A 19,335-nucleotide genomic window follows, 5' to 3' on the forward strand; every position below is an offset into this window, starting at 1 on the left:
CAGCAGGACGGCAAGAACTACTAGACAATAAGTCATCTAATGACTAGAACTACGAGGACATCCCCCATCTGATAGGGGCCCGTGATGCGGCGACTCCTGCTGTCTCTCGTTCTCGTCCTCACCACGATCGCCGGCGCCCCCGCGGCCGCCCTGGCCGCCGCCTGCGACCTGCCCACCTTCCGCGGCGCCGGCACCGACGCCAGGCTGACCTCCCTGTTCACCGCGTACGGCAACGACAACAGCCGCCTGGACGACTGGACGGGCGCCGACGGCACCTACTCCGTCAGGCTTCCCGACGGCAAGGAGCTGTGGGTGTTCTCCGACACCTTCCTCGGCCAGGTCAACCCGGACGGCTCCCGCCCGCCGGTCAGGGAGGAGGGCGGCACGACCGTCTTCCTCAACAACTCCTTCGCGGTGGAGCGCGACGGCCGGCTGTCCACGATCTACGGAGGCACCGCCGAGGACCCCAAGGCCGTGATGCCGCCCCGCGACAAGGACCACTGGTACTGGGCCGGCGACGCCACGCTCACCGGCGGCGTCCTGGAGGTCACCTACCAGGAGTACGAGCGGTTCGGCACCGGCCCGTGGGACTGGCGCTGGCACCGCAACGTGGTCGCCCGCTTCGCCCCCGGGCGCCTCGACCGGCCGATCAGCGTGCACGACCTGCCGTCGGGGCGCAAGGTGGCGTGGGCGTCCGCCGTCCACAGGGACGGCCGCCACACCTACGTCTACGGCGTGGAGGACCTGGGCTCGCCCAAGTACATGCACCTGGCCAGGGTCAGGGGCGCCAGCCTGCTCGGCACGTGGGAGTACCTGAAGGCGGACGGCACCTGGTCGAGGAACCAGGCCGACTCGGCCCGCCTGATGGAGGGCGTGGCCAACGAGTACTCCGTCAGCCGGGTCGGCGACGGCTACGTGCTGATCACGCACGACACCACGGAGGTGCTGAGCTCCAGGATCGTCGCCTACACCGGCTGCACGCCGTACGGGCCGTTCGGGAACAAGACCACCGTCTACACCACACCCGAGACCGGCGGGAACATCTTCACCTACAACGCCCACGCGCACCCGGAGATCGCCGGACCCGGGCTCGTGGTCTCCTACAACGTCAACAGCTTCGTCAACACCGATCACTATCGCGACGTGACGATCTACCGCCCGCGCTTCCTGGACCTGGCGTTCGAGTGACGCGCAACTGGGCCGCCCGGCTGCGGGAGATCACGGTCGAGGGCATGCGCGCGCTCGTCCTGGAGAACGAGCGGCTGCGCTTGACCGTGCTGGCCGGCAAGGGCGGCGACGTCGTGGAGTTCCTGCACAAGCCGACCGACACCGACCTGGTGTGGCTCTCGCCGCAGGGGCTGCGCAGGCCGCTCCCGCAGCAGGCGGCCGACGACGTGGGCGCGTTCCTCGACCACTACGAGGGCGGCTGGCAGGAGGTCTTCCCCAACGGCGGCGCGCCCAGCGTGTACCGGGGCGCGCGGCTGGCCCAGCACGGCGAGGTCGCGGGGCTGCCGTGGTCGGTGGAGGTGCTGTCCGACTCGCCCGAGGAGGTCGCGGTACGGCTGGCGGTGCGCACGCGGCGCCTGCCGTACCGGGTGGAGAAGGTGTTCAGGATCGCCTCCGAGGGGGTGACGGTGATCCCGCACCCCTCGTCGATCGATCCGCTCGGACGGCGGGCGGCGGAGCTGTTCGTGGCGCCGCCGGAGGGGGCGCCCAGCGAGATCGTCTATCTGACAGGCTTCGACACGGGATGGTACGAGGTGCTGGCCGGGGTCGGCCTGCGGGTGGAGTGGGACGCGGGCGCCATGCCGTACCTGTGGCTGTGGCAGGAGGCCGGTGCCACGAAGGACTGGCCGTGGTGGGGCAGGGCGTACGTGGTGGGGCTGGAGCCGTTCTCCGGCATGCCGACGGACGGCCTGGCCACGGCCGTGGACAACGGGACCGCGATGCTCCTCGGGCCCGGCGAGTCCAGGACCTCATGGGTGCGTGCGGAGGTGATGACGTGAGCGAGTTCGACGGCAAGGTGGCCCTGGTCACGGGCGGGTCGATGGGCATCGGGAAGGCGGTCGTCGAGCGGCTGGCAGGGGCGGGCGCGGCGGTCGTCTACTGCGGGACGGAGGCGCCGTTCGGGGGCGAGCGGGTCACCGGGGTCGTCGCGGACGTGCGCGACGGGGAGCGGATGCGCGAGCTGGTCGAGCTGGCCGAGTCCAGGTACGGCGGGCTGGACATCGTGGCGACCTGCGCGGGCGTGCAGCGGTACGGCACCGTGGAGGACACGCCGGTCGAGGTCTGGGACGAGGTGCTCGACATCAACCTCAAGGGTGTCTTCCTGACCTGCAAGGCGGCCGTTCCGGCGCTGCGCAGGCGGGGCGGCGGGTCGATCGTCGTCATGTCGTCGGTGCAGGCCTTCGCCTCCCAGGCGCACGTAGCCGCCTACACCGCGAGCAAGGCCGCGCTGAACGGCCTGACCAGGGCGATGGCCCTCGATCACGCCGCCGACGGGATCAGGGTGAACGTCGTGTGCCCCGGCTCGGTCGACACCCCGATGCTGCGCTGGGCGGCCGACCTGTGGCGCGGGCCGCTGTCGCAGGACGAGCAGGTCGCGGCGTGGGGCCGGGCCCATCCGCTGGGCAGGGTGGCGCGGCCGGAGGAGGTGGCCGAACTGGTCGCCTTCCTCGCCGGGCCGCGCTCGTCGTTCATCACCGGCGCCGAGCACCGGGTCGACGGCGGCCTGCTCGCCCGCAATCCAGCCGCGCTGCCCGACTGACAGCGACGACCGTGCCCGCCGGGGTTCGACTCACCGCAGCCTGGTCACCGCGCCGGGCGTCAGCCGACCGGCGAGCTGCTCGAGCAGCGCGATCACCTCGCCGATCTCGCCGGGGTCCGTGGTGCCGAGTGCCGCGGCGAGCGGGCCGTCGATCGGCGTGGACCGCACCTGCGTCACCCTGTCCGACAGGGCCGGCGCGGGTGTGATCACCTGACGCCTGCGGTCGGCCGGGTCGGGCGCGGTGACGACGGCGCCCGCCTCCTTCAGCCGGGCGACGGCGGCCGACACCGCGCTCTGCGGCAGCCCGGTGCGAGCGGCGACCTCCCCGACCGTGGTCTCGGGGTGCGCGCGCAGGTCGCTGACCACGATCAGCACCGTGCGCACGCTCGTGGTCCGCGGGCCGATCCCCTCGGTCGGCATGGACTCCTCGCCGATCTTCATCAGCGTACGGCCCAGCAGGAACAGCTCCACTCCGTTCATGTCCCCAGACTACATCAGACTTGATGCATCAAATTTGATGCTTTATGGTGAGAGCCATGACGAACCACATCCACGTCGAGGTCAGGGGCGACGGCCCGGTGCTGCTGCTGTCGCAGAGCGGCGAGGGCGACGCTGACAGGGGCAAGGACCTGGTCGACCGGCTGGTCGGCGACTTCACCGTCGTCACCTACGACCGCAGGGGGCTCTCGCGCAGCGCGCTCGACGACCCCGCCGTCACGATCTCCATGGCCGAGCACGCCGAGGACGTCCACCGGATCCTCGCGGAGGTGACCGACCAGCCGGCGGCCATGCTCGGCTGCAGCTTCGGCGCCGCGCTCGGGCTCCACCTGGCGGCCAGGCATCCCGAGCAGATCCACACCCTCATCGCGCACGAGCCCGTCGCGCCGTGGCTGCTGCCCGGCGACCTCATGGAACGTCACGTGCGGGAGCTGGCCGAGGTCCAGGAGGTCTTCGAGCGCGAGGGGCTCGTGCCCGCCGTCAAGCTGGTGGCCGAGGTGCTCGGCATCGACCCCGACAGCGACGACAAGGAGCCGGACCTCACCCCGTTCCCCATGACGCCGCAGCGGGTCGCCAACTTCACGCACTTCCTGCGCCACGACCTCACCGCGATCAGGGAGGATCGGCTCGACCCCGAGGCGCTGCGCCGCTCACCCGTGCGGATCGTCCCCGTCGCCGGCCGTACGACGCCGCGGGGGGTGTTCGACTACCGGTGCGCCGAGGAACTGGCCACGCTCGTGGGCGCCGAGCTGGAGGTGCTGCCCGGCGGCCACAACGGCAACCTGACCCATCCGCGCGCGTACGCGGACGGGATCAGGCGGCTGCTCGGCTAAGGGCTGAGGTCGCTCAGGTCGCTCAGGTCGCTCAGGTCGCTGAGGTCGCCGAGGCCGCTGAGGTCACGGCCCCGCCGCCGGGTCGGCGAAGCGCTCGTTCGGCACCTGGGCGTACCACCCGGGCCTGCCGGGGTCGCGGTCGTAGGGGTAGCCGCCCAGCTCGGCATAGAGCTCGGCGTAGCGGGCCAGCCGTTCCCTGTCCAGCCGCACCCCCAGCCCGGGCCCGTCCGGTACGGCGATGCGCCCGTCCCGGTAGGCCAGCTTCCCTCCGGCGATGACGTCGTCGACGAGGTGGTGGTAGTGCGCGTCGGCCGCGTAGGTGAGGTTGGGCAGCACGGCGCCCAGATGCAGCATCGTCGCCAGCTGGATGCCCAGCTCGCCCGAGGAGTGCACGGCCACGCCGAGCTGGAACGTCTCGCACACCGCCGCCGCCTTCACGCACGGCCTGACGCCGCCCCAGAAGGTGGTGTCGAGCAGCACGACGTCGGCGCCCCGCCGCAGCACGTTGGCGGCCAACTGCTCGAAGTTCACCACGACGGTGTTCGTCGCGAGGGGCACGGAGACCCGCTCGCGGATCAGCCGCAACCCTTCCAGCCCGAGGACCGGGTCCTCCAGGTAGTCGTTGTCGAGGTCCTCGATCGCCCTGCCGAAGCGCAGCCCCTCCGCCATGGACAGCACCGCGTTCGGGTCGTAGCGCAGCCGGTCGCCGGGGAAGGCGGCGGCCAGCGCCCGGTAGCACTCCAGCTCGTAGTCGGGCGGGAACACCCCGCCCTTGAGCTTGTGGACGGTGAAGCCGTGCGCCCGCTTCAGCGCCCTGGCGTGCTCGACGAGCTGGTCGGGCGTGCGCACCTCGGGCGCCGCGTCGCCCTGGTAGCGGAAGAACAGGTAGGAGGCGAACGGCACCGACTCCCTGAGCCTCCCGCCGAGCAGGTCGTGGACGGGCACGCCGAGCTGCTGGCCGATCAGGTCGAGGCAGGCGAACTCCAGCGCGGCCAGCAGCTGGGTGCGGTTGTTGTAGAGCGAGGCCGTCGGGTTGGCGATCTTGAAGCGGAGCGCCTCGAGCTGGAAGGGGTCGTGGCCGGACAGGTAGTCGAGCAGGCCGCGGAAGGCGGCGGCGGCGCCCTCTCCCCCGCCGCCCATCTCGCCCAGCCCGATCAGCCCGTTGTCGGCCTCGACCTCGACGATGGTCCTGACGAACCTGCCCCAGTGGGCGCCGTTGCTGTGCCGCAGCGGCGCTTCGAGCGGGACGGCCACTGTGGTGGCCCTGATGTCAACGATCTTCACAGCATCCCCCGAACGGCGGCCACCCCGCAGGCGGGCAGCCGTACCTTGACCTGCTCGTCGTGGACCTGCAGCGGCGTCCCGCCGACCGTGGCCGCGCGCAGGCCGCGCAGCCCCACGGTGGCCTCGACCTCGGTCGCGGCCAGCGACTGGAGCCGCATGACGACCCCCTCGGCGGTACGGCCGAGCGAGGTGATGTGGACCTCCGGATGGTCCACGGTCGCGAAGACGCCCTCCGCGCCGGGCCGCGCCGTCCCCGTGGCGAGGATGCCGAGGAACGGGTCGGTGAGCCCGGCGGCGGCCAGCGGGCCGAGCACCCTGCTCGTCATGGTCGAGGAGGAGGTGACCGCGTAACGGAAGGTCGTCTCCCCCTGTTGCTGGGTGGGGAAGTTCGTGTCCCAGATGTTGTTGAGCGCCCAGGAGTAGATCGTGCCCGGCTCCTCGGCGAGCGTGGCGGGGAAGGGCGCGTAGGGCATGTGGATGGTGCCGAGCTGCACCAGCGGCGCCTCGAGCGTCGCCCACGCCACCGACAGCTCCGGGTCGTCGAAGGCCATCCAGTGCCTGATCGGCAGCATGTAGGCGGCCGAGCCCGGCACGCTCGGACCGCCGCCGACACCCCCGGTCAGCTCCCAGGCCGCGGGCGGTCCGGCGCAGGCGAACGGGAAGGCCAGGAAGACCGCCTCCTTGGCCGGAGTGCCCTGCTTGGCCAGCCGGTAGGTCAGATCGACCCGCGGCACCCCGTCGTAGAGCTCGATCGTCGTGCGCACCCAGTCGACGCCCTTGGCCTGCAGCTCGACGACCAGCTTCTCGCCGATCGCGGTGCGCTCGGCCTTGACGACGGCGGCGTGACGGCCGATCGCCCGGTCGCCGAGCAGTGTCCTGTCGTGCGCGCCGACATGCCCGGACATGTGGTTGAAGTGGGGGGCGGTGGCGTAGCGGTCGTAGACGTACTGCCCGAACCCGGCGGCGGCGTCGGCGTTGACCAGGTCCCTGCCGGCCCGCTTGTCGAAGATCGAGCGGATGTACGCTTCCTTGATGTCGTAGCCGACGCGGTAGAACTCGTTCTCGATCGTCTCGCCGGTCTCCCTGGTCGTGACGGCCTCGCCCGGCCTGATCGACAGGAACGCGTAGCCGTACCCGGGAAGGTCGCCGACGACCGCGCTGACGTGCCGGCCGATCGGCCTGGTCGGCCAGTCGACGGGGTGGACGACCTCCTCGTGGTGCGGGACCCGCTCGCCGGTCCGCTCGTCCACCAGCGCGATCGGCTCGTCCAGCGGCACCACGTCGCGCGGCAGGAAGGCCCGCACCACGTCCGTGCGGCGCTGCGTGCCGGGGTTCACGACGACGAAGCCCCTGCCGCCGAAGGGCCTGCCGAACCTGCGCATGCCCGCCTGCAGCAGGTCGGCGGAGTCGTCCTGCGCGTCGTAGGCGCCGGCGGACTTGCGCGTCCACTGCAGCCCGCCCGAGTCGCCCGCCTCCTCGGCGTCCTCCCACGGGTTGGCCGCGCCCCAGGTGTGCTCGTTGAACAGCGCCACCTTGTCGTAGGCCAGATCGACCTGCTCGGTCGCGTCCGCGCCTGCCAGGGTGTGCAGCGTCTCGGCGGCGCGCAGCGCGCTCTGCGCCCGTCGCACGTAGCCGAGCGGGCGCGCGCCCGAACCCAGCCCGTCGGCCCACCAGTCGGTCCAGTCGCCCTCGTGGACGGCCAGCCGGTCGTGATAGCGCTCCTCGACGTGTGCGAAGAAGTCGCTGTTGACGGCCGAGCGCAGGTGGGGGTAGGCCCATCTGGTGTTCCACTCGCGCACGATCGAGGCGGGCACGATCGAGGGGCCCGCGTTGTCCGCGTGCGCCCCCTGCACCCTCAGGTGCAGGGCGTCCAGCGCGTACGGCTCCCGCTCCGCGTCCGGCCCCTGCCAGCCGAACGTGCCGGGGCCGTACGGGTAGCCCCGCCCGGCCAGCGCGCACAGGTAGCGCGGCAGCAGGTCGTCGGCCAGCTCGAAGGAGTCGGCGAGGCCGACCGTGTTGCCCTCCATGTAGGCCATGCCGTGCGGCGTGTCGGTGAACCAGACCAGCAGCTCGTTGCCGCTGGGCGCCCGCCACCGGAACGGCCGCGTCAGCTTGTCGCCGCCGTGCAGGTATGGCACCGACCGCCCGGCCCAGTTGTGGGCGGCCGCCAGGTAGCGCACGCCCACCGAGTTCAGCGCGTCGATCAGCCCGACGACCGCGCCCGGCACGTCGGTGTGCATCGCCGAGCGGGCGGGCAGCTCCTCGGTGAAGCGCAGCTGCCGGTACAGCTCCTCGGTCGAGCACGCCTCGGTGTGCAGCTGGAACGGCAGGGCGGTCACCTCGATCAGCCCGTCACGCATCCGCTCCTTGAAGGCCGCCACCAGGTCGCGGGGGCGGGCGGCGAGCCAGCGCAGCGCGGGCATCGACGACTCCACCGTCCATCGGAACCTCGCGTCGTCGGGCCAGTCCGCGCTCTCCTCGGTCAGCCGCAGCGCCGCGTCCAGATAGTCGAGGTGGTGGCGCAGCACGGTGCCCTGCGGATCGGTGTAGCCGATGTCGAGATGCGAGTGGTGGACGACGAAGACGTCCCAGTGGCGCTGCGGCGTGACGGTGACCAGCGCCTGGCCGATCACGCCCTCGCCGTCGCGCAGCTCCAGGGTGAGGTCGCGCGGCCGGGTCACCTCGGGCACGAGCAGCGTCACGTCGGCGCCCTCGGCCCTGTCCACCACGCCGTCCGCCGCCCCGTCCCCCGCGCGGTCGTCCGCGCTGTCCCGGTCGGCCAGGACGTGTTCCAGGTGGGCGGGCACCAGGCCGGTCACCGACACCCTGACCGCCTGGCGGCCGTCGTGGGTGATCAGCGGCAGCACCGAGACCCGTGCCTCCAGGCCCCGCACGGAGATCACCGGTGTCGAGGTGTCCTCGCGCAACGCCTGCCGTATGCCGTCATAGTCGGGGGAACCAAGGCTCGGCTGCAGCAGCCGGCTCGTCATGACAGACCTCCTAGGGCGAGTCCACGGGCGAACATCCGCTGGGTGACCACGAACAGCACCACCGTGGGCAGTGACACGACCAGCCCCGCCGCCAGGCCGACGGGCACCGGCGTGCCCGCGTAGACGTCGGTCAGCAGGCCTGCCAGCGCGGTCATCACCGGCCGCACCTCGGCGGTCTGCGACAGCGTCAGCCCGAACAGCAGGTCGTTCCAGATGAAGGTGAAGTTGAGGATGAACACCGCGGCGAGCGCGCCGGCGGCCAGCGGCAGGTAGACGCGGAAGAAGACACGCAGGGTGGACGCGCCGTCCATCCTGGCCGCCTCGAAGATCGAGAAGGCCACGCCGGAGAAGAAGTTGCGCAGCACGAAGGCCGACAGCGGCACGCTGATCGCCGTGTAGACGATGATCATCCCGAGCCGGGTGTCGTAGAGCCCCGCGTCGCTGTAGCCGACGAAGAGCGGGACGAGCAGCATCTGCGACGGGAAGATCGTGCCGCCGAAGATGACCATGAACCAGAGGAAGCCGTGGCGCAGCCGCAGCACGACGATCGTGTACCCCGCCATCGCGCCGATCAGCACCCCGAGCGCGGGGGAGACGACGCTGTAGAGGGCGGTACTTGCCAGGCTCTGGCCGAGGTCCGCCCGGTTCCACGCCTGGAGGAAGTTCTGGATCAGGGCGACGTCGGGCGAGGGGATCCACGCCCGCGAGGGGTCGTAGGTGTCGGCGGGCCGCGCGGCGTTGACGACCAGCAGGTAGGTGGGGCCGAGCCAGATCAGCCCCAGCACGACGAGGACGAACCTCCTGATCATGCGCGCCTCCGCAGATACAGGTACGAGGCGAGGCCCGTGACCACCGTCAGCAGGACGGCGACCGCAGAGCCGTACCCGTATTCGCCGGCCACGAACGTGTCGCGGTACATCGTGACGGCGAGCGTCTCGGAGTTGCGCCCAGGACCACCCTGTGTCATGACCCACACGATGTCGAAGCTCTTCAGGCTGGCCACCAGCGCGAGCCCGACGACCACGGCGGTCAGCGGCGCCAGCAGCGGCCAGATGACGTGCCGGAACAGCCGCCACCCCGAGGCCCCGTCGAGCCGGGCGGCCTCGATCGGCTCCTTGGGTATCGACTGCAGCCCGACCGCGAACAGCAGCGTGTTGACGCCGAGCTGCTGCCACGTCCAGACCAGCAGCATGGCGATCGTGTTCAGCGGCGCGTCCTGCAGGAAGGCGGTGTCGACGCCGAGCAGCCGGTTGGCGATGCCGTCGTGCGACAGGATCGGGCTCCACACCAGGCCGAGCCCCGCCCCGCTCAGCGCGTAGGGCAGCATGAACGGCACGCGGAACCACGCGCCGCCCCTGATGTCGTACGACAGCACCGCCACCAGCAGTCCGAGGCCGACCGGCAGCACCATCGTGCCCACGACCCAGATCAGCGTGTTGCGGGTCGCGGTGAGCAGCGCGGGATCGTCGAACAGCTTGACGAAGTTCGCCGACCCCACGAACTCCGGCGGGGCCAGCCCGTCGTAGCGCGTGAGGCTCAGGTAGGCCGTCCAGACGAAGGGCGCGTACAGCAGGGCCGCCACCAGCAGGACCGCCGGGGAGACGTATCCCGCGCGGAACCTGCCGAGCAGCGGGGCCGTCCTCCCTGTCACTGGTGCGTGCTCCAGTACTCGTCGGCCTTCTTCTGGATGTCCTCCAGCACCTGCCGGTAGGTCTCCGGCTTGGCCACGAACAGCCCGAAACCGTCGAGCGCCGCGGCCAGGATCGGCGGCGGCGTGGCCTCGAAGTAGCGGTTGACCAGGCGGTACCCGCCGCTGCCCGCGTCCTTGGTGACCTGCCCCAACGCCTCGCTCTTGATGGTCACCCTCGGGTTGGCGCTGACGTCGCCGCGGGCGGTGGCCCACTTCTCCTGCGCCTGCGCGGTGGTCCACCACTTGAGGTACTTCATGCTCGCCTCGGGATCCGGCGCCTTGGCGAGCGAGCAGAGCGGCCCGCTCTCGAAGATCATCGAGGTCTTGGGCAGGGCCGGATTGACGTTCGGGATGACGAAGAACCCGGCGTCCAGGTTGCGCTGGGTCATGCTGGTGTTGAACCAGGTGCCGAACGACACCATCGCCACCTTCTCGTTCTTCAGCGCGTCGGCGGGGTCGGTCTTGTCACCCGGGTGGCTGAAGTACCCGGCGTCGATGAGCGACTTCCACTTCTCCATCACCTGGACCACGCCGGGGTCGGTGTACTTCGCCTTCCCCGTCGAGAGGCGGTCGTAGAGGTCGGGATCGGTCCCGGCCAGGAGTTGCTCGAACCAGACGAAGGAGAACAGGACGGAGGTGTGGTATATGGCCTTGATGTCGGCCTTCTTGAGCGTCTCGGCCACCGTGATGAGCTCGTCCCAGGTGGTGGGCGGTTTCAGGCCGTGCGCGTCGAAGATCTTCTTGTTGTAGAACATCCCCCAGTAGGCGACGTTCAGCGGCACGCAGTACTGCCTGCCGTCGACGGTGTAGTAGGTGGCGAGGTCCTGCGACAGGTCGCCGTTCCTGATCGCCTCCTGCCAGACGGCGGTGGTGTCGGCCACCTGCTTCTGCCCGACGATCTCCTTCAGCAGCCCCCCGGTCTGCCAGGTGAACAGGTCGGGCTTGGCGTCGGTGCGGAACGCGGCCTTGATGAAGGCCTGGTAGGTCGGCTCGTCGGTGTAGCCGACCGGTTTCATCGCCAGGCCGATCTGCTGCTTGGACAGGGCGCCCATCTCGGTGAAGTAGGGACTCCACGCGCCCTTGTCGTTGTAGAGGGCCAGCTCCGTCTTGGCCTGGCGGGCGGGGGTGCTCCCGCACGCGGCCAGGAGGAGGAAAGCGGTCATCAGGATGGGGGTTCGCCGGATCATGACCGGCCTCCTGTTCTACATGAGCCTGTGCTCGATCACCGTTTTCACGTCAATCAGGTGGGAACGCATGAGCTCCTCCGCGGCCGCGGCGTCGCCTGCCTCGATCGCCTCGAGGATCGCCAGGTGCTCGTCGTGGTCACGACGCCGGTCGTCGAACAGCCGCAGGATCTCCCGCTGCTCGGAGGCGTGCACGCGCAGCAGGGAGTCGACGACCTCGCCGAGCACGCTGTTGCCCGCCAGCCTGGCCGCCACCCGGTGGAAGGTCATGTTGGCCTCGTGCAGCTCGGCGTCGTCGCCGCGCAGGTGCATGGCCGCCTGGCCGAGCACCTCCCGCAGCTCCTGCGCGCCAGGACGGCCCGCCGCCAGCCCTGCCAGCGGCGGCTCGATGAGGATGCGCGCGTCGAGCAGGTCGAGCAGTTGCCCGCCCGGCATCGCGCGCATGTTGGGGTTGGGCAGCACGACCCGCTCGATGTCCGCGCCGACATAGAGGCCGGAACCGTGCCGCATCTCGATCGCGCCGGTCGCCTCCAGACGGCGCAGCGCCTCGCGCAGCGTGGGCGTGGTCACGGCGAACCGCTGCGCCAGCTCGCGCGTGGTGGGCAGCCGGTCGCCCGGCTGCAGCCCGCTCTCAGTGATCAGACCGAGAACCTGCTCGGTGAGGACGCCGGAGAGGGAAGGCCGGGCAACCATCATCTAATGATTAGATCACTTATTTCCTGTATTTTCACCTCATGAAGAGAGTCGCCGGGGTAGCGGGCGTTCTGGCGCTGCTCGCCCTCCTCGGGGTCGCCGGTGCCGGCTGGTACTACTCCGGCCTGGTCATCGACCCGTCCCACGGCGATTCGTATCCGCTGGAGGTCGTCTCCTACGACGGCACCCGGGTGACCCTGCGCGGGGGCGCCGACACCGACGCCCCCGGCTCGTTCGGCCTGACCTGGGCCGCCGGCAACGCGATCCTCGGCGACGTGGTGGCGCGCGGCCCCGGCACCGTCACCCGCAAGGTCGACACGGTACGGCGGGGCACGCTCCGACCCGGCGTCCGGGCCTACCTGGACAGGTGGATGTGGGGCCACGAGGACCCGCGCTCGGCGGTGGGCGTGCCGTACCAGGAGGTGCGGATCAGGTCCGAGCTGGGCGACTTCCCCGCCTGGCGGACCGAGGGAAACGGCACGACGTGGGTGATCGCCGTCCACGGGCGCAACGCGAACCCGGCCGAGGCGTCCCGCGTCATCCCGGTTTTCCACAGGCTGGGGATGCCGGTGCTGAGCATCACCTACCGCAACGACGAGGGAGCGCCCGCCGGCCCCGACGGCAAGCACCACCTTGGCGCCTCCGAGTGGAAGGAGGTGGCCGCCGCGATCGCCTACGCGCGCGCGTCCGGCGCCACCGGCGTCTACCTGTACGGCTGGTCGATGGGCGGCGCGATCGTGCCGATGGCGGCGCGCATGCTGCCGGACGCGCCGATCAAGGGGCTCATCCTCGACAGCCCCGTCATGGACTGGCGGTCGCCGATCGAGCTGGGAGCCAGGCAGCGGGGGGTGCCGCTGTGGCTGGCCTCGGTGGGGATGTCCGTGGTCGAGTGGCGGACCGGGTTGTCGTTCGCCGAACTGGACCAGGTGGCGCACGCGGCGGACTTCTCGGTGCCGGTGCTGCTGTTCGTGGACGACGACGACCAGACGGTGCCGGTGGGGCCTGCGGTGGAGTTCGCCCGCCTCCGCCCGGATATTGTTCGACTTTTCAGGACATCGGGCGCTGGGCACACGGGCTCCTGGAACGTCTCCCCCACCGCCTACGAGAAGGCCCTGACCGACTTCGTCACCCCGCTCCCCTGAGGGGCACTCGCTCTCGCGCTCTCGTCAGGGCCTGGCGTCCTGGTCGAGGAAGGTCAGCATCTGCTCGATCTGCGCCTGCCGCGACCGCTCCACCTGCCCGGCCCACTCCTTCACCCGCGGGTTCGCCCCGTTGTAGACCTCGACCCGCGCCATCTGGATCGCGTCGTCCTGGTGGGCGATCAGCAGGTTGATCAGGTCCCGCTCGTTCTTCACCGCGGCTATCCGCGCCCGGTCGGTCTCCGGGAGCCCGCCGTGCCCGGCATGGGCGTCGGACGGGGCGGTCAGCGGCTGGTCCCATGCCGACAACCACCTGGTCATCGTGGTGACCTCGGCCGCCTGGGTGCGCTCGATCGCCGCGGCCAGCGTCTTCATCCCGAGGGTGGTGGCCTTGCCGCCCGCCAGCCGTACGATCTCGATGCCCTGCTTGTGGTGCGGGATCATCATCTGCAGGAACATCACGTCGTCGGCGTTGACCTGCTCCTGCGGCTGCTCGCCGCAGCCCGCCCCGAGGAGCAGGGCCGCGGCGAGGGCGGCGATCAGACGCGCTTCCACAGCGCCGGCACGTTGGGCGGCTCCCATCCGGCGATGGCCGTGTGGGCCTGCAGGCACTCGTAGGACAGACCGGCGTACGTCACGCGGTCACCCCCCTTGTAGGCCTTGCCAGCCTGCCACGTCCCCGCGGGCACTGTCGAGGTCGGCGTGGGCGTAGGCGTGGGCGTCGGTGTCGGTGTCGGGGTGGGGGTCGGAGTGGGCGTCGGGGTCGGCGTGCCGCCGCCTCCGCCGAAGTCGACGTCGGAGCAGGTGTAGAAGGCCTCGTTGCTGCCGACGACGCGCTGCCAGATCGAGTAGAGGATGTGGCGGCCGCTGCGCTGCGGCAGGTTGATCGTCCAGTTCGTGAACGTCGTGGGGTTCTGGTTGGTGAACGTGCGGATGTGCACGAGGTCCGACCACTTCAGGGGCATGGTCGGGTTCCACCCGTCACGGGTGATGTAGAACTCGAAGTTGCTGTTGGAGTGGGGTGCGGTGGCGTGGTAGGTGAGCGTGAAGCTGCCCGGTCGCACCGACGTGGCGGGCCAGTCGGCGCGCTGCAGGTCGAGGCCCCGGTACTTCTCGCGTCCCGCGCTGCAGAGCTTCCCGTCGGGGATGAGCTCGCGATGCCGTCCGCCCGCTTCGAGGAGGGAGACCTCGTTCCAGTCGTAGAACGCCTGGGTCCCCCCGGCGGCGACGGCGGCCTTGCAGGCGTCCGACCTGGGCGCCTCCGGCCCTTCGTTCTTACAGACGTAGACGCGGCTCGGCGGGTTGGACATCGTGCCGTGTGCGTTGGCGGCGCCGGCGGGGAGGAGGACGAGAGCGGCTGTTCCTGCGGCTAAGGCGGCGGTTCTCTTGTTCACGGGAGCTCCCGGGGTATTAACTAACAGGAAACCTTCCTAAGGATTAACTTTGAACGACCCCCCGCGCAAGGGCCCCTGTCAGCAACTTTTCCGTTCTGGCGGTCCCGTCGTCACTTCGAGCGTTCCAGAGTTCGACGGGCCGCGCCGCCGTCGCGAACGGCGCGGGGAAGACGGATCCCCGCGCCCTCGCCCAGGGCGCCCACCCCGCGCCGGCCGCGCCGCGCCGGACCGCGACCGCGACCCGGCCGGACGGGACTGCAGGCGCACGGGACCGTGGGCGGGCGGGACTCCGAGCGGGACCGTGGGCGGGCAGACAGCGGGCGGGATCGCGGACGCGACCACGCGCGGGACCACGGGCAGACCATGAGCGGGACTACGGGCAGGCGGGACCACGGACGCGACCACGGGCGCGACTGCGGGCAGGACTGCGGGCAGGACTGCGGGCAGGACGGCGGGCGGCCCCGCGGGCGGGACGGCGTGTGCTGGCCTTCCGTGTCGCGAGCTACCGCGCCACGGCTGCCTCCGCCGCCCGGTGGTCCTCGACGGCCCGGTCGACCTCCTCCTCCACCAGGTCGGTGTTGATGGCGATGGCCGCCGCCGAGCCCATGCCCGCCGCCGTGATCACCTGCGCCCGCCGGTCGGCGACGTTCCCGACCGCCCAGACACCGGGCACGCTGGTACGGCCCGAGCCGTCGGTGACCAGCCAGCCGTGCGCGTCCTTCTCGCAGCCCAGGCCGGCCAGCAGCGCGTCGTGCGGCGTCATGCGCGGGGAGACGAACGCCGCGCTCCTCGGCACGACCCGCCCGTCGGCCAGCTCGACCCCGCGCAGCCGGTCACCGTCCACCACCAACCGCTTGATCACGCCCTCGACGACGGGCACCCCGCGGGCGGCCAGCCGTACCCGATCCTCGTCGGTCAGCTCGAGCGTGTGCGAGAAGAGCACGACATCGCCCGACCACTGCCGCAGCAGCAGCGCATGGTGCAGCGCGCCCGGGTTCGTGCCGAGAACACCGATCGGCTCGTCACGCACCTCGTACCCATGGCAGTACGGGCAGTGCAGCAGATCCTTGCCCCACCGCTCGCGCACCCCGGGGATGTCCGGCAGCTCGTCGCGCAACCCGGTGGCCACCAGCACCCTGCGGGCCGTCAGCGTCGCCCCGCCGGCCAGCTGGACGGCGAAGCCCGGCTCGACGTGGTCGAGCTGATTGACCTGATCGACGCGGCCCTCGACCCACCGCGCGCCGTACCCGGTCACCTCGTCCCTGCCCACCGCGAGCAGGGCCGCGGGGGACATGCCGTCCCTGGACAGGAAGCCCTGCATGTGCGCGGCCGGGGCGTTGCGGGGCTCCCCCGCGTCCACCACGGCCACCCGCCGACGGGCCCTGGACAGCACCAGCGCGGCGTTCAGCCCTGCCGCGCCGGCGCCGATCACGATCACGTCGTACTCGGCCTCGTTCGTCATGTGGATCATGGCGATCACCTCCGTACCCAGAGTGCGACCGCGGGCGCCGAAGCCGCAAAATCTGTTGCCGTTTCCGGGACACCTTCGCCTGCGCCACACGCCACGCCCGGACACCGGCCGTTCCTGGCCCCACCCACCCGCCGACCCGGGGCACCGGCCGCTCGTGACCCCACCCACCAGTCGTCCCAGGGCGCCGGCCGCTCGCGCCCCACCCACCAGTCGGCCCGGGGCGCCAGCCACTCGTGGCCCCACCCACCAGTCGGCGCGGGACGACGGCCGCTCGTGGTCATGCCGACCCGCCGGCCCGGGACGCTCCAGGCCCCGTCGCGGGCGTTGATCCGCGGGGGCGGGCACGCCATGCTGCTTCGGTGAAGGCGCACCCGACCGACACGGAGTGGTCCCGATGGGAAAGAAGTTCTCGATCCGCGGTGTCGAGTTCGACCTCGACGACATCACCGACGCCCACCTGCAGCGGGGATACTCCGGAGGGCACCTCGAGGTGACGACGGCGGACGGCCGCAGCCACGTGTTCTACCTGGACATCCGGGACGCCTATGACGAGCAGGCGTATCTCATCCTGAAGTACGAGTCGGACTGCTATTCGGAGACGCGCCCGAGGAGCTGGGGCCGGACCGAGTGACGAGCGCCGGGTTTGTCGGTGCCGCCTGCGAGAGTCGGGCCATGCCGACCTCAGGTCTCACCCCCATCGCCGCCTTCTGGGACTCCTCGGCGGACACCTTCGACGACGAGCCCGACCACGGCCTCCGTGACCCGCATGTCCGCGCCGCCTGGGCCCGGCGGCTGGCCGGATGGCTGCCCGGGCCGTCAGCCGACGTCCTCGACCTCGGGTGCGGGACGGGGTCGCTGACCCTGCTCCTCGCCCAGCTCGGACACCACCCCACTGCGATCGACCTGTCGCCCCGCATGATCGCCCAGGCGGAGCGCAAGCTGTCCGAGGCGGGCTTCGCCGTACCGCTGATCGTCGGCGATGCCGGCGACCCGCCGGGGGTGGGCTGCCACGCGTTCGACGCGATTCTCGTCCGCCACCTCGTCTGGACCCTCCCCGCCCCTGAGGAGGCGCTCCGTCGCTGGCTCGACCTGCTCAGGCCGGACGGTCGCCTCATCCTCGTCGAAGGGCGATGGGGCGGTTCCGACGCAGGCGGTTCCGAAGGAAGCAGCTCCGACGGAGACGGCTCCCACGCAGGCGGTTCCGACGGAGACGATTCCGTAGGAAGCAGCTCCGACGCAGGCGGTTCCTACGCCCCGGGATCTCCTCCCCTGCCGTGGCTGGGCGGGGTCCCCGCCGTACGGCTGATCGCGGCGCTGGAGCCGCACGCCCGCATCCTCCACACCGAGCACCTCACCGACCCGGCGCTGTGGGGCCGTCCGATCAGCGACGAGAGGTACGTCGTGATCGCCCAGGCTCCTCGTCCTCACCGGTGAGCGGACACGACCACCGGCTCAGCCACTCACCTGCGCCATTTCGAGGAGCAGCATCGCGTCGTGGTCGGGCGTCCCCGGTTCCGCCTGGTAGACCACCAGCCGATGCCCTTCGCTGCGTGCGACGGTCAGCACCTCGTAGCTCAGCGCCATGGGGCCGACGGCGGGATGCCGGAAGCACTTGCGGCCGTTGGTGCGCCTGCGCACGTCGTACCTGTCCCACAGGGCCGCGAACTCCTGGCTCTTGACGACCAGTTCTCCCACCAGGCCGACCACGTCGGGCGCGTTGGGATAGGTCCCGGCGACGGCACGCAGGTGAGCCACCGTGGCCGCGGCCACCTCGTCCCAGTTGCCGTAGACGCGTTTGCCCTGCGGGTGCAGGAAGGTGTAGCGGGCGGTGTTCCGCAACGCGGCCGGCCACTCCTCGATCCCCGGCAGCAGCCTCATCCCCGCCTCGTTGGCGGCCAGCAGGTCGTTGGCCCGGCTCAACACGTAGGCCGGGCAAGGACGGACGATCTCCAGCAACCGCCGCACCTCGGCCCTGACCTGCTGGGGCGGCCGGACCGCGGTCGGCCTGGCCGCGGGAGCGTTGGCCAGCTCGAACAGGTGCCCTCGCTCGTCATCAGTCAGCCGCAGCACCCCGGCGATCGCCTCCAGCACCGGAGGGCTGGGATTGCCCTGCTTGCCCTGCTCCAGGCGGGTGTAGTACTCGATGCTCACACCGGCCAGCATCGCCACCTCTTCGCGGCGCAACCCGGGCGTACGGCGGCGCCCGGTGGTGGCGGGCAGCCCCACCTCCTGGGGCGGGATCCTGGACCGCCGAGCCCGGAGAAACTCTCCCAAATCACTCTTCGCTGGCATTCCCACAGTATGTCGCTCCGTCGATACCCAAGGGGGGCCCTGCCAGAGCACCCCTTGGGCGGGCCTGCCGCACCGCGCCCCGAGGCAGGCACGCTGGTTCCGCACGCCGAACCAACCGCTGACCAAGGAGAAGAACGATGGCCGTTGTGGCAATCGTCGGAGTGGGCATCATGGGCCAGGGCATGGCCGCCAACCTCGCTCGCCACGGGCACGACGTGGTCCTGTGGAACCGTAGCCCGCTGCACCAGTCGATCTCGGACGCCGCGCTGGTCGCCCCCACCCCGGCCGAGGCGGCTCGCCAGGCCGACGTGGTCTTCGAAGTGACCGCCAACGACGAGTCCTCGCGCACGGTCTGGCTGGGCCCCGAAGGCATCCTGGCCGGCGCCCGCCCCAGCACGATTCTGATCTCCTCGGCCACCCTGTCGGTCGACTGGATCACCCGGCTCGCGGCCGTCTGCGCGGAGCGGAACCTCACCTTCTACGACATGCCGCTGACCGGCGGCGCGGCGGGTGCCAGGACCGGCAACCTCACCATGCTGGTCGGCGGCGATCCGGCACGGCTGGCCGAACTCGACCCGGTGCTGACCGCCGTCTCCCGGGAGGTCCGGCACTTCGGCCCCGTCGGCGCCGGCACTCGCTTCAAGCTGGTGCTCAACGCGCTCCAAGCCGTCCACATGGCCGCGTTCGGCGAGGCGATGCGGCTCGCCGGGGTGGCGGGCCTGGACCTCGGCCAGGTGGGGGCGGCGCTGCTGGAGCGGCCGGGCGGGGTCATCACCACGATGGCGCACGACAACCTGGTCACCCCACCCCAGCCGATCAACTTCTCCGCCGAATGGGCACGCAAGGACCTGGACTACGCCTCCCGCCTGGCCGGGCCGACCGACTACCCCCTCCTTGACGCCACCCTGGCGGTCTTCACCCAGGCCGTGACCGAGGGCCATGGCGCGGAGGACTGGAGCGTCGTCAACCGGCCACGATCCTGAACGGTGACCGGCCGCGCTCCACCACGATCCCGAACCGGTGACCGGCCGCGCTCCACCACGATCCTCAACGGGTGGCCGACCGCGCTCCGCCACGATCCCGAACCGGTGGCCGGCCGC

Annotated in this window: 19 protein-coding genes; 8 read left to right on the plus strand and 11 right to left on the minus strand. The window is 71.2% G+C overall.

Annotation, left to right across the window (positions count from 1 at the left end; all coding sequences use genetic code 11):
• Positions 1–84 precede the first annotated feature (84 nt).
• The 3 genes from ACWEVS_RS18745 to ACWEVS_RS18755 are packed head-to-tail and all read left to right on the plus strand — an operon-like array spanning position 85 to position 2,767.
• Entirely contained in the window at positions 85–1,188 is a 1,104-nt protein-coding gene (locus ACWEVS_RS18745) for a DUF4185 domain-containing protein (RefSeq protein ID WP_452552523.1), read from the plus strand.
• Positions 1,185–2,006, plus strand: coding sequence for a DUF4432 domain-containing protein (locus tag ACWEVS_RS18750; protein WP_452552525.1), 822 nt, complete (start codon positions 1,185–1,187; stop codon positions 2,004–2,006). Before ACWEVS_RS18745 ends, ACWEVS_RS18750 begins: the two co-directional genes overlap by 4 nt.
• The gene (locus ACWEVS_RS18755) at positions 2,003–2,767 is read left to right on the plus strand and encodes an SDR family NAD(P)-dependent oxidoreductase (protein ID WP_452552527.1); all 765 of its coding nucleotides are present in this window, start codon (positions 2,003–2,005) and stop codon (positions 2,765–2,767) included. Before ACWEVS_RS18750 ends, ACWEVS_RS18755 begins: the two co-directional genes overlap by 4 nt.
• Positions 2,768–2,797: 30 nt before the next feature.
• Here ACWEVS_RS18755 and ACWEVS_RS18760 read toward each other — a convergent pair whose 3' ends face one another.
• A complete protein-coding gene (locus ACWEVS_RS18760) occupies positions 2,798–3,247 on the minus strand; it encodes a MarR family winged helix-turn-helix transcriptional regulator (protein ID WP_452413476.1) in 450 nt (149 codons plus the stop codon).
• Between the two features lie 56 nt (positions 3,248–3,303).
• Between ACWEVS_RS18760 and ACWEVS_RS18765 the strand changes: the two genes are divergently transcribed.
• A complete protein-coding gene (locus ACWEVS_RS18765; protein WP_452552529.1) occupies positions 3,304–4,098 on the plus strand; it encodes an alpha/beta fold hydrolase in 795 nt (264 codons plus the stop codon).
• Positions 4,099–4,161: 63 nt separating this feature from the next.
• Here ACWEVS_RS18765 and ACWEVS_RS18770 read toward each other — a convergent pair whose 3' ends face one another.
• From ACWEVS_RS18770 to ACWEVS_RS18795, 6 genes are read right to left on the minus strand one after another with little or no spacing between them, the layout of a single operon-like run.
• Positions 4,162–5,382, minus strand: a complete 1,221-nt coding sequence (locus tag ACWEVS_RS18770; RefSeq protein ID WP_354909294.1) for an enolase C-terminal domain-like protein — start codon at positions 5,380–5,382, stop codon at positions 4,162–4,164.
• Positions 5,379–8,372 (minus strand): glycoside hydrolase family 38 N-terminal domain-containing protein, encoded by a 2,994-nt coding sequence (locus ACWEVS_RS18775; RefSeq protein ID WP_452552531.1) that lies wholly within the window; start codon positions 8,370–8,372, stop codon positions 5,379–5,381. The genes ACWEVS_RS18770 and ACWEVS_RS18775 overlap by 4 nt, the downstream gene beginning before the upstream one ends.
• Positions 8,369–9,181, minus strand: coding sequence for a carbohydrate ABC transporter permease (locus tag ACWEVS_RS18780; protein WP_449922043.1), 813 nt, complete (start codon positions 9,179–9,181; stop codon positions 8,369–8,371). Before ACWEVS_RS18780 ends, ACWEVS_RS18775 begins: the two co-directional genes overlap by 4 nt.
• The gene (locus tag ACWEVS_RS18785; RefSeq protein WP_452552533.1) at positions 9,178–10,023 is read right to left on the minus strand and encodes a carbohydrate ABC transporter permease; all 846 of its coding nucleotides are present in this window, start codon (positions 10,021–10,023) and stop codon (positions 9,178–9,180) included. The genes ACWEVS_RS18780 and ACWEVS_RS18785 overlap by 4 nt, the downstream gene beginning before the upstream one ends.
• Complete coding sequence (locus ACWEVS_RS18790; RefSeq protein ID WP_452552535.1) at positions 10,020–11,249, minus strand: ABC transporter substrate-binding protein; 1,230 nt, start codon at positions 11,247–11,249, stop codon at positions 10,020–10,022. Before ACWEVS_RS18790 ends, ACWEVS_RS18785 begins: the two co-directional genes overlap by 4 nt.
• Before the next feature lie 15 nt (positions 11,250–11,264).
• Positions 11,265–11,942 carry a FadR/GntR family transcriptional regulator gene (locus ACWEVS_RS18795; protein WP_452413468.1) on the minus strand — a complete coding sequence of 226 codons (678 nt, stop codon included), beginning with the start codon at positions 11,940–11,942 and terminating at the stop codon, positions 11,265–11,267.
• 38 nt (positions 11,943–11,980) lie between these two features.
• Between ACWEVS_RS18795 and ACWEVS_RS18800 the strand changes: the two genes are divergently transcribed.
• Positions 11,981–13,081: an alpha/beta hydrolase gene (locus ACWEVS_RS18800; protein WP_452552537.1), complete on the plus strand. Its 1,101-nt coding sequence runs from the start codon at positions 11,981–11,983 to the stop codon at positions 13,079–13,081.
• A gap of 24 nt (positions 13,082–13,105) precedes the next feature.
• Here the strand turns inward: ACWEVS_RS18800 and ACWEVS_RS18805 are convergent, their stop codons facing one another.
• The 3 genes from ACWEVS_RS18805 to ACWEVS_RS18815 all read right to left on the minus strand — a co-directional run bounded on the left by ACWEVS_RS18805 (position 13,106) and on the right by ACWEVS_RS18815 (position 15,943).
• A complete protein-coding gene (locus tag ACWEVS_RS18805) occupies positions 13,106–13,633 on the minus strand; it encodes a DUF305 domain-containing protein (RefSeq protein WP_449922054.1) in 528 nt (175 codons plus the stop codon).
• On the minus strand, positions 13,618–14,472 hold the full coding sequence (locus ACWEVS_RS18810) for a lytic polysaccharide monooxygenase (protein ID WP_452552538.1): 855 nt from the start codon (positions 14,470–14,472) through the stop codon (positions 13,618–13,620). Before ACWEVS_RS18810 ends, ACWEVS_RS18805 begins: the two co-directional genes overlap by 16 nt.
• Positions 14,473–14,974: 502 nt before the next feature.
• On the minus strand, positions 14,975–15,943 hold the full coding sequence (locus ACWEVS_RS18815; protein ID WP_452552540.1) for an NAD(P)/FAD-dependent oxidoreductase: 969 nt from the start codon (positions 15,941–15,943) through the stop codon (positions 14,975–14,977).
• Positions 15,944–16,337: 394 nt separating this feature from the next.
• On the opposite strand from ACWEVS_RS18815, the gene ACWEVS_RS18820 reads away from it, so the two are divergent.
• Together ACWEVS_RS18820 and ACWEVS_RS18825 are read left to right on the plus strand one after the other, a co-directional pair.
• Positions 16,338–16,574, plus strand: coding sequence for a hypothetical protein (locus tag ACWEVS_RS18820; RefSeq protein WP_452552542.1), 237 nt, complete (start codon positions 16,338–16,340; stop codon positions 16,572–16,574).
• A gap of 41 nt (positions 16,575–16,615) precedes the next feature.
• Positions 16,616–17,377, plus strand: coding sequence for a class I SAM-dependent methyltransferase (locus ACWEVS_RS18825; protein WP_452552544.1), 762 nt, complete (start codon positions 16,616–16,618; stop codon positions 17,375–17,377).
• An 18-nt stretch (positions 17,378–17,395) separates the two neighbouring features.
• Here ACWEVS_RS18825 and ACWEVS_RS18830 read toward each other — a convergent pair whose 3' ends face one another.
• Positions 17,396–18,217 carry a helix-turn-helix transcriptional regulator gene (locus tag ACWEVS_RS18830; protein WP_354909262.1) on the minus strand — a complete coding sequence of 274 codons (822 nt, stop codon included), beginning with the start codon at positions 18,215–18,217 and terminating at the stop codon, positions 17,396–17,398.
• A 155-nt stretch (positions 18,218–18,372) separates the two neighbouring features.
• Here ACWEVS_RS18830 and ACWEVS_RS18835 point away from each other — a divergent pair, with 155 nt between their 5' ends.
• Entirely contained in the window at positions 18,373–19,218 is an 846-nt protein-coding gene (locus ACWEVS_RS18835; protein WP_452552546.1) for an NAD(P)-dependent oxidoreductase, read from the plus strand.
• Positions 19,219–19,335 lie beyond the last annotated feature (117 nt).

The organism is Nonomuraea sp. NPDC003754 (genome assembly GCF_053605785.1).